At 38.9% G+C, this 14,164-nt stretch carries 11 protein-coding genes; 3 read left to right on the forward strand and 8 right to left on the reverse strand.

Features of this window, described 5'->3' with window-relative positions; genetic code table 11:
• Positions 1 to 234: 234 nt before the first annotated feature.
• Entirely contained in the window at positions 235 to 1,314 is a 1,080-nt protein-coding gene (pepA, locus tag AB5M32_RS11045; RefSeq protein WP_010720947.1) for a glutamyl aminopeptidase, read from the reverse strand.
• Between the two features lie 198 nt (positions 1,315 to 1,512).
• Here pepA and AB5M32_RS11050 point away from each other — a divergent pair, with 198 nt between their 5' ends.
• Together AB5M32_RS11050 and AB5M32_RS11055 are read left to right on the forward strand one after the other, a co-directional pair.
• Complete coding sequence (locus AB5M32_RS11050; protein WP_002317104.1) at positions 1,513 to 1,866, forward strand: PepSY domain-containing protein; 354 nt, start codon at positions 1,513 to 1,515, stop codon at positions 1,864 to 1,866.
• Positions 1,867 to 2,037: 171 nt separating this feature from the next.
• Entirely contained in the window at positions 2,038 to 2,994 is a 957-nt protein-coding gene (locus tag AB5M32_RS11055; RefSeq protein WP_002317103.1) for a glycosyltransferase family 2 protein, read from the forward strand.
• Positions 2,995 to 3,069: 75 nt separating this feature from the next.
• Here the strand turns inward: AB5M32_RS11055 and AB5M32_RS11060 are convergent, their stop codons facing one another.
• Complete coding sequence (locus AB5M32_RS11060; protein WP_088745602.1) at positions 3,070 to 4,527, reverse strand: NAD-dependent succinate-semialdehyde dehydrogenase; 1,458 nt, start codon at positions 4,525 to 4,527, stop codon at positions 3,070 to 3,072.
• A gap of 294 nt (positions 4,528 to 4,821) precedes the next feature.
• On the opposite strand from AB5M32_RS11060, the gene AB5M32_RS11065 reads away from it, so the two are divergent.
• Entirely contained in the window at positions 4,822 to 5,700 is an 879-nt protein-coding gene (locus AB5M32_RS11065; RefSeq protein ID WP_010737041.1) for a cation diffusion facilitator family transporter, read from the forward strand.
• A 64-nt stretch (positions 5,701 to 5,764) separates the two neighbouring features.
• On the opposite strand, the gene AB5M32_RS11070 is transcribed toward AB5M32_RS11065, so the two are convergent.
• The 6 genes from AB5M32_RS11070 to AB5M32_RS11095 form a co-directional block, all read right to left on the reverse strand.
• Entirely contained in the window at positions 5,765 to 7,636 is a 1,872-nt protein-coding gene (locus AB5M32_RS11070) for a glycosyltransferase (RefSeq protein ID WP_178287157.1), read from the reverse strand.
• Between the two features lie 189 nt (positions 7,637 to 7,825).
• Entirely contained in the window at positions 7,826 to 9,130 is a 1,305-nt protein-coding gene (locus AB5M32_RS11075; protein ID WP_178287156.1) for a glycosyltransferase, read from the reverse strand.
• Positions 9,130 to 9,639, reverse strand: coding sequence for a hypothetical protein (locus AB5M32_RS11080; protein ID WP_178287154.1), 510 nt, complete (start codon positions 9,637 to 9,639; stop codon positions 9,130 to 9,132). Before AB5M32_RS11080 ends, AB5M32_RS11075 begins: the two co-directional genes overlap by 1 nt.
• Positions 9,640 to 9,916: 277 nt before the next feature.
• Positions 9,917 to 12,052 carry a UvrD-helicase domain-containing protein gene (locus tag AB5M32_RS11085; protein ID WP_178287152.1) on the reverse strand — a complete coding sequence of 712 codons (2,136 nt, stop codon included), beginning with the start codon at positions 12,050 to 12,052 and terminating at the stop codon, positions 9,917 to 9,919.
• A gap of 75 nt (positions 12,053 to 12,127) precedes the next feature.
• Positions 12,128 to 13,783 carry an FAD-dependent oxidoreductase gene (locus AB5M32_RS11090; protein WP_178287150.1) on the reverse strand — a complete coding sequence of 552 codons (1,656 nt, stop codon included), beginning with the start codon at positions 13,781 to 13,783 and terminating at the stop codon, positions 12,128 to 12,130.
• Positions 13,784 to 14,095, reverse strand: a complete 312-nt coding sequence (locus AB5M32_RS11095) for a rhodanese-like domain-containing protein (RefSeq protein ID WP_063627589.1) — start codon at positions 14,093 to 14,095, stop codon at positions 13,784 to 13,786.
• Positions 14,096 to 14,164: the final 69 nt, after the last annotated feature.

Here is a 14,164-nt window from a genome sequence, read left to right on the forward strand (position 1 = left end):
CTCCTAACCAGTCCTCACTTTTGTATTCAAAAAATTCAGGTGCTTCAACCAAAAAAACGATTCACCGATTTCCCCCGTATTTACTGACTGACGACAAAACAAGAAGACCTAAAAAGGAAGCCCAATAATAGGACTTCCTCTATTTCTGAACTTCTTAACTATTTATACTATCCTTCGCTTATCTCTGTTCCACGATCCATGGTTCTCGTTTCACTTCGTTTAAAGGATATATTCTTATTTTCCGTAAACGATCGTATTGACAGTCGATTTGTCTAATCCTTTTAATGTTTGGATCAACATCTCTCTTGCTGCTTCAAAGTCACGAATGCTAAACATTGTTTGATGTGTATGAATGTAGCGTCCTACGACTCCGATCACCGTACTTGGGATTCCTTCGTTTTGTGTATGTGCCGCACCTGCATCTGTGCCGCCTTTTGAGACAAAGTATTGGTAAGGAATGTTGTTTGTTTCAGCCACGTCTAATAAGTATTCACGCAAGCGTGGTAACATGATCAATCCTGGGTCTTGGATACGCATCAACGTTCCTTCACCGAGATGTCCGAATGTCCCTTTTTTCGTTACCGTATCGTCTGCTGCTGAGCAATCGACTGCAAAGAATAAATCAGGTTTGAATTTGTTGACAGAAGCTTTTGATCCACGTAAGCCAACTTCTTCTTGCACGTTTGCTCCTGCGATCAATGTATGACCAAGTTTTTCATTTTGCAGCGCTTCTAACGCTTCTAAAACCATTGTACAACCATAGCGGTTATCCCATGATTTACTGATGATATTTTTGCCATTAGCCGTTTTGATGGTTTCAGCGAATGGTACGATCGTATCGCCTGGCAATACGCCAAAGCTCATTGCTTCTTCACGTGATTCAAAACCAGCATCAAATAAGATATCTGTCACTTCCACTGATTTTTGACCGCTTGTTCCACGTAATAAATGTGGTGGAACAGAAGAAGAAATACATGGGTAATTTTTGCCAGAAGAAGTCTTCAATGTGTAGCGTTGAGCAGAAACCACATACGGATTCCAGCCACCTAAAGGTACAACTTTGAATAAACCGTTGTCCTGGATTTGGGTTAGCATAAATCCTACTTCATCCATATGAGCCGCAACCATCACACGTGGGGCATCTGCCTCTTCATGTTGGCGTAAGCCAAAGATTCCACCTAAACCATCTAGTTGTAATTCGTCCACTAAGGGTTCCATGTGCGCTTCCATATACGCACGAATGTCTTGTTCAAAACCACTTGTTCCTTGAAGTTCTGTTAACTCTTTGATTCGTTGAAATGTTTTTTCATCCATAATAAAGTTCGCCTAAGATTCAGACTATGCTCCTCTCAAATTTATAGTTGACTGACTAATTTGTATTGCTCTTAGTCAATCACTCACATTTATTATAGCTTATTTTAATTGATAGCGGTTATTTATTTCTAAGAAAAACACAGAGTATGGTAGAATAAATGAAGATAATCTTTTTGGACAAAGAAGGAGGTAAGACGTATGTATTCTGAAGAATGTGAGTCAAATAATTTTAAAAACGGTCTTGCTATAGGTATCGGACTTGGTTTAATCAGTGGCATCACTTCAATGGTTTTGTATCAACGTAAGAAAACGTTATCAGCCGATCAAGTCTTAGAACAAGTCAAAGAATCATTCTTAAAAGAAGGCTCCATCGAGGGGTCTTGGATCTCATTTGAAAAAGAACCGACTAGAAAATTTGCGATCCATTCCAAAGCTTATCGTGGAGGGATTTCTCGCCTAGAAGATGGCGAAATCATTTGCTACGAATTTTTAGCGGATGCGTATACCGGCACCGTGTTAGAGATTTCAAGAAAAAAGAATGAATTGATTTAATAAAGCGAAGCCTCAGCCATCACCATTAACATAAAAATAGTGGTTTTATACGGGGCTTTTTACAATAGAAACAAAAAGAAGTGAAAATTCTCTCTAGGTACTAGCATTTAAGAATTTGATACAGTATTCTTAATAGAGATTTTGTTTTCTATGATTTAAGGAGAGTGAAAAATGGAACAACAAGAGAAAATTGCTGTTCTGATTCCTTGTTATAATGAAGAAGCGACGATTTCAACAGTCATTGCAGACTTTAGACGAGAATTACCGGAAGCAGAGATTTACGTATATGACAACAATTCGACTGATACCACCTATGAACTTGCCGTGGCGTGTGGGGCAATCGTCAAAAAAGAACCAAGACAAGGGAAAGGAAATGTCATTCGGCAAATGTTTTTTGATATTGATGCAGATTACTATCTCATGGTGGATGGTGATGATACCTATCCTGCCGAAGCGGTGCATGGATTACTGGATAAACTTCGCTCAGGTGAAGCGGATATGGTAATTGGAGACCGACTTTCAAATGGGACTTACTTTGACGAAAACAAACGTCCGTTTCATGATTTTGGGAATAATTTAGTAAAAAACACAATCACACGATTATATAAAACAAAAATACGAGACGTCATGACAGGCTATCGAGGATTTAATCGTATTTTTGTCAAAAGTTTCCCGATCATGAGTTCCGGATTCCAAATCGAAACTGAGCTGACGATCCATGCCTTAGACAAAAAATTTAAATTGGTCGAATTGCCGATCGATTACCGAGACCGTCCAGAAGGCAGTGAATCGAAACTGAATACATTTTCTGATGGATTTAAAGTGATCATGATGATCGTTAAAATGTGGAAAGACTACAAACCATTGATGTTTTTTGGCATCTGGACCTTTTTCTTTTTTGTATTCGGCTTATTTGCCGGTGTTCCAGTGATCCGAGAGTATATGCTGACTCACTTTATCACACGGGTACCTTCTGCTATTTTAAGTACCGGATTGATGATCCTTGCCTTACTTTCATTAGTTACTGGGTTGATTTTAGATACTGTTGTAACGAATGCCAAAAAAGAATATGAACTAAATCTCTATCATGTCTATCATGAATGTCGAAAGCAAGAACAACAGAAATAACGTAGAAATAACCAAAGAAACTAGCTGGGAAGAATCTAGCTTCTTTGGTTATTTTTTTGCTTTTTGATACGCTAGTTATTTAGCTGTCCGAATCGTCACAAACTTCGCTACTACATATTCTTCCACACCGTAAGTTCCATTTTCCCGACCAAAGCCTGAATGCTTGACCCCTCCAAATGGCGTAGCTGAATTTGAAATAGCTGTATCATTGACACCGACCATCCCATATTGGAGTTTCTGGCTAACATTCGCGATCGTGTGGATATTCGTTGAGAAGAAGTAAGAAGCTAACCCAAAGATGGTATCATTGGCATCTTTGATCACTTCCTCTTCTTCCTTAAAAGCAATCAACGGAATCACTGGTCCAAAGGTTTCTTGATAAAAGATGTCCATTTCCTTCGTGACACCATCCAAAACAGTGGGTTCAAAGAAATAGCCATGCGCATACTCGCCTTCTGTCAGTCGTTGCCCACCTGCTAAAATCTTGGCTCCTTTATCTACGGCATCTTTGATTTGTTCTTCTACCTTTTCCACACCTTCTTGATTAATCAAAGGACCTGTCGTTGGATCATCTAAGCCATTACCAACGGATACTTGTTTGATTTTTTCGACGATCAATTTCGTAGCTTCTTCTTTGATTGCTTCATGAAGAAAAATTCGATTAGGCGACGTACATACTTGTCCGTTATTGATGAATTTTGTTTTGATCAATTGATCCGTTGCTAATTCTAAATCTGCATCTGGAAAAATAATCAACGGCGCATGTCCGCCTAGTTCCATGGAAACTTTTTTCAACGTTGATGCTGCTTGTTTATTTAAGATTTGACCTACTTCTGTCGAACCAGTGAAAGTGATTTTTTGCACGTCTTCTGATTCGGTTAGAATTTTACCGATCGTTGAGGAGTCTCCAGTCACGATATTGACGACTCCTGGAGGAAAGCCAGCTTGATCAAAAAGCTCCATTAACGCCAATGCAGAAAGCGGTGTCGCTTTTGCTGGTTTTAAGATAACCGTGCAGCCAGCCGCGATTGCTGGAGATATCTTACGGATAATCATATTGGATGGAAAGTTCCAAGGAGTGATTGCACCTACTACTCCAACTGGTTCTTTGCGTACTTGCCATTCATTGGTTGCCGGAGAAGGAATGATCTCGCCTAAGATCCTTTGACCTTCGGCAGCATTCCACCGTAAATTTTCAACGTTCGTGTTGATTTCTGAAGCAGCTTGCTTGAGTGGCTTTCCTTGTTCCATCGTCATGATCGTAGCTAAACGTTCACTGTCTTCTTCCACTAGGTCTGCCATCTTGTTCATTAATTTTGCTCGTTGAGCAGGAGAAGTTTTTGACCACTCTTCAAATGCTTTCTTAGCGGCTTTGATTGCTTCGTGGGTTTCACTTTCTCCACCTTTTTGAACATTCGCTAAGGTTTCACCTGTTGCAGGGTTGATCACCTCGAAGGTACCTTCTGTTCCTGTCTGCCATTTGCCATTGATATAAAGACGAGTTTCGACTTTTGGTAAATCTCTTTTTGCCATGTGTCTCTTTCCTCCTTCTTATTCGGTACAAATCTACCCTAACACGGTTAAATTTAAAGCTCAAAGCATACGCATCAGATGACTTTCCTGCTTTCTGCTTTTAGCTGATCCCTGAATCTACTGCAGGTGTCATCATAGCTGATCCTCTTTGATTCGCTGCTCCTATCGATTCAGTTAAGCTCGGGATAGTTCCAAATTTCGCCTATCCAAAACCATTATATTTTCCACACTTTTAGTGATTTTATTCGAAAATATTATAAGATAATAAAATACTTTATGTTGGAGTGAAAATGTGTGAACAAAGACAGATATAAACAATTGAAACAAGCAGAATTAGGTGCAATCATCAGTATTGTCGCTTATATCGTAGTCTCGATACTGAAGTTGACTATCGGGAATCTCGCAAATTCTGAAGCGTTAAGAGCCGATGGCTTAAACAATTTTACGGATATCCTAGCTTCGGTTGCTGTATTGATTGGTTTGAGAATCTCACGCAAACCTGCAGACACTGAACATCGCTATGGTCACTGGAAAGCCGAAAATATTGCGAGTTTAATCACTTCGTTTATTATGTTATTGGTTGGTCTGGAAGTCTTGTACTCTTCGATTCTCTCGATTACTGACAAAAAAATGGAATCACCCGATATGACCGCAGCCATTGTTGGGATTGTCTCAGCGCTGATCATGTACGGGGTTTATCTCTTTAATAAAAAACTAGCCACAAAAGTCAACAGTCCTGGTTTACTAGCTGCTGCGAAAGACAATCTTAGTGACGCGTGGACAAGTATCGGTACAGCCGTGGCAGTGTTTGCAGCCTCCTTCAATTTGGGTTGGTTGGACAGTGCCGCTGCAATCGTCGTGGGTTTATTGATTTTAAAAACAGCGGTTGATATCTTTAGAGAAAGCTCCTTTTCTTTATCTGATGGCTTTGACCAACAAAAATTAGAGCGCTACAAACAAGCAGTCAATAACATCCCGGAAGTCCAAAGCGTGAAGAGTATCAAAGGGCGTACTTATGGTTCAAATACCTATGTAGATATCACTGTTACCATGGACCCTAATTTGACTGTCAAAGAAAGTCATGATATTTCTGATTTGATCGAACACACTTTATTTGAACAATTCCAAGTCCACGAAACAGATGTACATGTCGAGCCCGTGGAGAAATCTTGAATAGCTGATAAAAAATGAAAAAAGAATCATTCGCCTTTTTTGAAAAGCGAGTGATTCTTCTTTTTTAGCTTTCTACTAAATCATCTTCCATATCAAATTCTAGTTGTTTGGCAGCATTCAGCTGGTCACTATAATAACTCGCTAGTTCTTCCGCTGATTGTGGGGTCAAATCTTCAAATGAGAAAGTGGTGTAAGCTTCCTGTGTTTCTCGACACACTGAAGTAATCTGCAACCCTTGTTGTTGATCAACAAACATATAGTTTTCTCCCGGAATGAATGATTCCCCACCAGTTCTGATCCGAAAGCCATTAAAACTCATTTGATACATCTCAAAGATTTTCGAATCATAGGATAACTGACGATTGACTGTAATACTTAATGCTTCACTGTCACTTTCGATATCTCGGTTTTTACCGATCGTGATGGCATAAAACAAGCCATAAAGATTATAGACTGACCATACTAACGTAACAATATAACCAAATTCATAGCCTTCCCCACGAATCAATCGGTAAAGAGCAATGATACAAGCAAAAAGAATCCAGCAAAAAAGGACGATATGCGGGAACACCGTACGCCAATCAAATGCGTTACTCCCGACAATTTCTTTTTTCGTTACGTTGAATTTCTTTTGTGGTTTGAAAAATTCTTTTAATAATGCTCCTGTGTGGATCGGTGCCACAAAGCAATCATAAATGTGAGAACTCGTCAGATTTCTTATTTTAGGCACGTATAACCTAAAGGATAAGGTGATCATAACAAACGGTGGTAAAAAGAATAGTAACAATTGATGGTTGTTACTTCTTACAATAAAAATATCAAAAACCATAAACAGCGTAGGAGCTAATAAAAAAATAATTTTTTGGAAAGAAGTAAACCAATACAAATAAGAGTTGTAATAACATAATTTTTGCATCAATGACAACCCTTTTAACTTTCGTGGCTTGAAGTGGTCAAAAATCTGCTTCGTACCTTGTGCCCAACGCGAGCGTTGAGAAGCTAGTTCTTTCGCTGTATAAGGGGTAATTCCCAATGCATAAGCCTTGTTGATAAAGAGGGTCTCGTAACCGGCATTTTGTAACAACATCCCTGTCGCCATGTCTTCTGTAATACTATTCGTTGGAACCCCACCGATTTCTTCTAAAGCACTTCTTCTAATAATTGCATTTGTCCCGATATGGATCAGGGCATTTTCTCGAGAAAGAGCTGGCTCCAAAAAGCGCATAAATAATTCTTGCTCATTATAAAAGGAATTTCTTAAAAGCTGAAATGGATCTTTATTATAGAAGGTTTGAGGATATTGAACGAGTGCCATTTTAGGATTTTTGAAATAATTAACGGCTTCAAAAATGATATTTTTTTTGACAATAAAATCTGCATCCAATAGTAGTACGAGGTCACTAGTCGTTTGTGAGAGTGCATAGTTGATGTTGCCAGCTTTCGCATGCTCATTGCCCTCTCGTGATAGATAACCGATGGAAAAACGTTCTGCCATCTCTTTTAATTCCTCACGATGACCGTCATCGCAAATATATATTTTTTTATTGGGATATCGTAACGCTTTGACAGCCAAAGCCGTGGCGATCACTAATTTACTATTTTCGTTATACGTACAAATAAACGCCGCAACACTTGGTTGAAAACTCTCGTCATAGGCCTCATAGAGATGTTCATTTGACAATTTATTCGAAAATAGGTAAATAAAAAAACCGTAGACAAATAACCCGATAAATTCTGCAATGTAAAGAATGATCCCAAATATTAAAGAAACAGAACTATCTATTGGTATAGTATAAAACAAGCGCCATATCAAATAAACAACTAAAAAAGTAATCGTGATCTTTGAAAAAAGTTGTTTGACAAAATCATATTTTTTTGCCAACAAATACAACAATGTAATTATTAAAAACAACCCCGTCAGATAGTACAATTCCACATTATCTCCTCCTTTATGTTTATATTAAACATTATAATGGTTATTATAAAAAACAGTTAGTAAACGGTTTCTCTGAATCATTTAGCTGTTTTTTTAAGATCATTTAGTTATGCACCAAAAAAAACTGTAGTAAAAGACGACTTTCGTCTTCTGCTACAGTCACTTGTTTGCTAGTCCTTTTCAGTTGCATCATTCACTTTTTCGTTCTGGACTTTTCCATGTGCCGCTTCCGTATCCTAAAATCGTTTTGATTGCTGGGATAAAGGTTGTCATGATGGTGATCGCATTGACCATCCAGAATAACAACATATACAATGGGGCAAATAACATATATTTCAATTTTCTTCCTTGATCGTCTACCACCAAAGATGCAATCAGTTGAAGGATGCCTGAGATCATTTCGAAGCAAACAAACAGAAAACTGATCGTCAATGTCCGATAGATTTGTTCAAAATTTCCTTGATAAAGATAAACGCCCATTAAAATAATAAAAACGAAAAATGAAATACAAAAGAACAACGACCAAATAATACTAAAAGTTTGATCAATAAACATGAACGTCCTGCCGATATTTTCAAAAGGATGGACGAGGACTTTTTTAAAATTCGTCAACCAGACTTCCGTCCCCCCTTTTGCCCAACGTTTTCTCTGACGATAAAGCATCGGCAAACTTACTGGAACTTCCATAAAAAATATGATGGTTGGCGCAAACACCGAGATCCAGCCATTCAACTGATGATCCCACGCAATACTGATATCTTCTGTTGCCCGATCTTGACGAAAGCCGCCAACATCGATCAATGCATCTTTTCGATACATGGTATTTGCCCCACTGTACGCATAAAGACCGCCAAGTACACCTGCTTGTGTTCGTTTGATGATCCCTACGATGCTCGAAAATTCAACAGTCTGGGATTTTCCAAGTAAAGACGTACGATTTTTCACGTCCATATTGGCAGTAACAGCAGAGATATTTCTACCACCAGGGCGAATAAAGTAATTCACATAATTTGACAAAGCATCTGGTTCAGGTACCGTATCCGCATCATTGCTTAAGATCAACCGACCTTTGGCAAAAGCCATCCCAATATCAAATGCGTGAGCTTTCCCTTTATTTTTATCAATGCGGATCACTCGTAATTTGGGGTATTTTTTTTGTAAACGAGCTAATATTGCCGGGGTTTCGTCCGTTGAACCATCATCTGTCACTAACACTTCATAATTCCCATAATTGATTTTTGTCATTAAATAATCGATTGTGTCTTCAATCACCACTTCTTCATTGTGGGCCGGTACCATGATCGTGATAAATGGTTCGACCTCTGTCGGAATCTCCGCCCAATCAATGTGCTTATATTTAAATAAAAACGAATAGCATAATACCCCAATAAACCATGCAAAACTGCCAAGGATTGGATAAGAAACAAGGATAAAATAAATGATCATAGCTACAAAATCCAGTAGTTCATTACCTGTATGAATGACTCTGACCATTAGAGTTCGACCCCCTCGTTTTTATAGAGGTTTTCGATCAAATCTTTTTCAAGATTTTGCTCTTCTGATACTACGTAATAGCAAACCGCTTCACGCTCTTCCTTAGGTCCAAAGCGCATGCTGAATTCCGTTTCTAAAATATCTCGACGCTTTTCTAATTTTTCTTCATCATACATTTTTTCACTTCTTAACATCGTTTGGTAACGACGATTGTTCCAGCGAGTCATGAATAAGAATAAAAGAACAAAACCTAAAAAAGCAATCGCTAAAAATAGCAACAAAAAAGAAAACGTTTTTCGTTCTTCCGGAAACGAATGCCATTGCAATCCTCTCCCTTTCATTGAAGCCCGAAACGAAATAGTTACCCAGATAAATGGAAAAATCACGCCACACCATCCTAGAATCGCAGCAATCCATTGCTTGATTTTTAACCGTCGATTTCCTTTGGCAAAAAACTTATCCTTAATCAAAAGAGTTGCAACTTCTTCACGTTTTATTCGATTATTCATTTTTCTCCCACCTTTAAAAAATAAATTCTGTCCCCTTTAAATAAAAACCCTTACATTTCTTGATGACAACATACATCATTTCTACCAAATTCCCATCGAAACAACCAACTATACTTTTCTCACCATACTTTCATAGTAGCTTGTTTTCTTAAATATGTAAGAAATTTACTCTAGTCGTTAAGATTTTCTTAATAAATTAAAATAACTATTTTAAAAAATGATGGTAAAAAAACAAGCTATCTCAATGGCTTTCATTGGAGATAACTTGTTCTTTTCTCTATTGATCTGTTACCAAAGAAATAACGACAGTTTTCATTGCTCGAGATATAGCCGTGTACATTTGCCTTCTTTCACGTGGGGTATTCGGTTCAGCTGTTAGATAAATCAGTACGTGATCAAATTCGAGTCCTTTAGAAAGACTCAATGGGCGTACTTGGATGTTCAGCTGGTTGTTCCGCTCTACTTTTTGTTGTATCATTGCGGCTTGCTGTTCTTCCAATGTAATGACTGTTAATTGTTCACCCGTGTGCTGTTGTCGTTCATTGACCTGACTGAGCCACTGATCGAAAGTCGCTGCAGTCACAAATTCCGGCTCTTCCCCATAAGGACGAACGGGAACAATATCGATCTTTTCTTTTTCCCCTGAATATTGGGTAAAGAGAGTCGTGATTGCCCCGCTTGAACGATAACTATTCAATAAATCATATCTCGTCACAGATCGTCCAGCCGTTGAAAAATAGCTTTCAATTGCTTCAAAAGAAGTCGTGGAATTAAAAATCCCCTGATTTTCATCTCCTACGAGTGTAAAGCGAGCGTTGGGGAAGATGTTTAACAAGAGCAAAAGTTGCGCACTTGTATAGTCTTGCACCTCATCGATCAACACGAACTTTTTGACTTGGGTGATTTTTTCGATCAGCAGATGGCGCACATGTAAACGTGCGACGGCTTCATCTAATGTACAAGGAGTTGTTCGCTGATACTTATTCCCAGTGTAACTTTGATAAATCTCCTCAAATAAAAATTGTTCATCGACCCACGCCATCTGTTTGATTTGTTTCGTTACTGTTCGATATTTTCTTTGAAGCAATTGTTTGCCATAACTGACTAATTTCTCTGGTGATTCATCGGTGATCAACTGTTGGAAATACTTTTGTTGCATCTCTTCTGGTAAGGATAATAATTGATCTTTAATGGCGTCACTACCTGCTTGTTTCAGCAATTGCTTTTCCCAGTAGCGCAACAGTCGGTCTTTAGTCGCTTGAAGTTTTTCTCTTAGATTCGGGTAATCGGGCGTGCTATCATAGATTTTTTTGATCACTTCTTTTGAGATCACGATTTTTTCCTTCTTTTTGATGGCTAAAAAGAAATCAGCCTGTTCAGTAAACAAGGAAGTCGCTTGCTCGATCTGCTTCATAAATGCCTGACTTCTGAGAACTGCTGTCTGGTCATCCACATCCGTCTGCGTAATCCGTTGAAAATAAGCTTTTTCTGACTCAACATTCCCTAAAAAAAGTTGATCCACCAACTGAATCATCGTGACATTCAACGGATTTTTTTCACCTAACGAAGGTAATACCTTACCGATATAATCAATAAATTGATGGTTCGGTGACAAAATCAGCAAATCATCCGCAGAAAGTTGGTTTCGGTATTGATAAAGCAAATAAGCAATTCGTTGCATGATCGTTGAGGTTTTCCCACTGCCTGCCACGCCATTGACTAAGATATTTTGGCTTGTAGTGTCTCGGATGATCGTATTTTGTTCGGATTGGATCGTAGCCGTGATTGCCTTCATCTCTGACGTCTCACTTTGTTCTAAAGCATCAAGTAAGACATCGTCTTGGATTGCTACCGAGGTGTCAAAAAAGTGGAGCAATTGATCTTTTTTGATGATAAATTGACGTCGCTCATGGATCATTACCTCGATTTGGTTTTGATTCACTAAATAAGAAGACTGACCTAAATCATTGTTATAGAAAAGAGAAGCAATCGGCGAACGCCAATCATAAACCAAGGTTTCATCCTCATCATTAGTAAAGTTAGCCGTCCCAATATAAAAAGCTTCGTGACTGTTTTTTCCCTGTGCTTCTTCCTCTAAAAAATCAATTTCGATCTTCCCAAAATAGGGACTCATCAATAGCCGTTCGATTTTTTTCAAAGTCTCATTAGCTGATTGGATCTTGAGATTCAATTGATCGATTTCACGATTTTTCATCTCAATCAGTGAATACGTATCAAGATTGTCTAAATAACTATCAAAATTGATCCGAATATCTTCGGACATCATTTGTAACGAATCCCGTCCGTACGCACTGGTTTCTTGTAATAGTTGCTGATACTCTTCCTGCTTTTCTAGTAATTGCCGATAAACTGACGCTAGATAGGCTTCTTCTAAATTTCGTGTGTTGACCATACACATTCTCCTTTGATTCGAAGTAGTAGAACTAACCAGTCTAGCGCCATTTTACTAAAAATGCAAGGCAAAGCTCTATTTTTTTGGATAAATCAAGTCTTCTGGACGAACAGCGTGATACAAAGCAAAGGCGCCATCGAGATTTTGGACATGAAAGCCTGCTTGTTTCAAGATACGTTCTGCTAAGTAACTACGCAGTCCACTATGACAGCTGACAATGTATTCTTTCTCATGGTCTAATTCCGCCAATCGACAGCGTAAATCATTTAAAGGAATATTCAGCGCATCTTTAAAAGCACCGTTTTGCAACTCGCCTTCATTACGAACATCGAGTAAGATTTTTCCTTGTGCAAGTGCTTCTGGCAATTCATGCCATTGGATAGTCTCGCTTAGCCCTTCTGCAACATTCATGGCCACATATCCCAACATGTTCACTGGATCTTTCGCAGAACCAAAAGGTGGCGCATAGGTAAATTCTAATTCCGGTAAATCAAAAATCGTTAGTTGTCCTTTGATGGCTGTGGCTAAACTATCGATTCGTTTATCAACACCTTTGGCACCGACTCCTTGTGCGCCATAGATTTCACCTGTCTTAGGATGAAAGATCAGTTTTAACAAAATATCTGTAGCTTCAGGATAGTAACTAGCATGGTCTTTCCCAGAAACATGGACTACTGAGAAAGGTAAGTTGGCTTGTTGGGCCATTCTTTCTGTTAATCCAGTAGAAGCGGCAGCAAGGTCAAAGACCCGCACAATTGACGTACCAAGACTTCCTCGATTGTTACGAACGATTCCCGCTATATTATCTGCTGCTTGGCGTCCTTGACGGTTAGCAGGAGAAGCGAGAGAAATCAACGCATCGGCACCTGTAATTTGTTGTTTGACAACGATGGCATCTCCCACCGCATAGATGGAAGGATCACTTGTTTGGTAGTGTTCATTGACTACGATCCCCCCACGCAGCCCTGTTTCAAGTCCAGCCATTTTTGCCAATGTACTGTCTGGCTGAACGCCTACTGAGAGGATCGTTAAATCAGAATCGATCGTTGTGCCATCATCTAATCGTAACTGCTTGCCACCATGTTCAAAAGCAGTGACAGAACGTTTTGTTTGGACATGGACGCCTTGTTTAATGAGTTCATTTTGGATATGCACCGCCATTTCTTCATCTAAAGAAGGCAGGACATGTGGTGCCAGTTCTACAATTGAAACTGTCAGTCCACGTTTTTTTAAATTCTCTGCCATTTCCAATCCGATAAAGCCTGCCCCTACTACGACAGCTTTTTTGGGTTGTTCTTCAAGAGCAGTCATTACCAAATCAATATCCGGTACATTTCTAACGGTATAAACATTTTTGGCTTCTGCTAATCCTGAAATAGCTGGTCTGACTGGTTTTGCCCCTGGGGAAAGAAGCAACACATCATAACTTTCCTGCCATTTTTTCCCATCAGATAAAACTTCAACTTTCTTTTCATCTGGAAAAACGGCTGTGACTTCATGATTGGGACGCACATCTAATTGAAAACGAGCAGCCAATGATTCTGGTGTTTGTACCAAAAGATTCTCTCTCTCGCTGATCTCACCAGAGAGATAATAAGGTAACCCGCAATTGGCAAATGAGACATACGGTCCTTTTTCAAACACGACGATTTCAGCATCTTCTTTTAAACGACGTAATCTAGTGGCAGCAGACATCCCCCCTGCTACCCCGCCGACAATAACAATTTTCATTTATTTCCCTCCTACTGTTGGTTCAAACCATTGATTCATTCCACCACGTACATTGATAACATCATACCCCATTTTCTTCAACTCTTTCGTAGCTTGTTTGCTCCGCATTCCCGATTGACAGATGACATAGACAGGCGCTTCTTGTTTTCCTTTGAAACTTAGAATACGTTGAAGTGGAATATTTTTCGCTTGTCTGATATGCCCCCCTTGGTATTCCGCTGGTGTTCTTACATCGAGCAACTGAATAGAACCATTCAATTTTTCTTTTAATTCCGCTGTTGAGATTGATTTGACTGTTTGAAATAGTGACATCTTGATTTCCACCTTTTTTATTTTTGTAAATACCTTATGGGGTATATTCAACACAAAAAAGAGAGAATT

This window comes from Enterococcus sp. C57, assembly GCF_040887305.1.
GTDB lineage: Bacteria > Bacillota > Bacilli > Lactobacillales > Enterococcaceae > Enterococcus_B > Enterococcus_B hirae.